This is a genomic window from Photorhabdus caribbeanensis, from assembly GCF_018448885.1.
Lineage (GTDB): Bacteria > Pseudomonadota > Gammaproteobacteria > Enterobacterales > Enterobacteriaceae > Photorhabdus > Photorhabdus caribbeanensis.
This window is the reverse complement of the sequence record NZ_RCWB01000175.1, coordinates 1-238: the sequence shown is the minus strand read 5'-3', so window position 1 is coordinate 238 and position 238 is coordinate 1. Positions and strand designations below refer to the sequence as shown.

1 protein-coding gene is annotated in these 238 nt (G+C 52.9%); it reads right to left on the bottom strand.

All coding sequences use genetic code 11. From position 1 onward, the window contains the following. On the bottom strand, nucleotides 1-238 hold a 238-nt coding region (locus tag EAE90_RS23525; RefSeq protein WP_214055479.1), incomplete at both ends, for a hemagglutinin repeat-containing protein.

Below are 238 nucleotides of genomic sequence, written 5' to 3'. Positions count from 1 at the left end.
ACGGTCAGGCCGCTTTGTTTCTGTTCGGTTTTGGTGATGGCGGTGTGACTGTTTTCCGCGCTGGTGATGTTAATGTTTTGACCGGAAAGTTGCATATCTTGGCCCGCCACTACATCACTGCCGTGAATGTTGAGCTGTTTTCCGGCGCTGAATGTCACACTGCCCTGGCTGCTGCCCACCGTGCTGCCTTTGTTGAGGTTGCTGTCGATATCGGTAGTGGATTTTTGGCTGGCTTTGC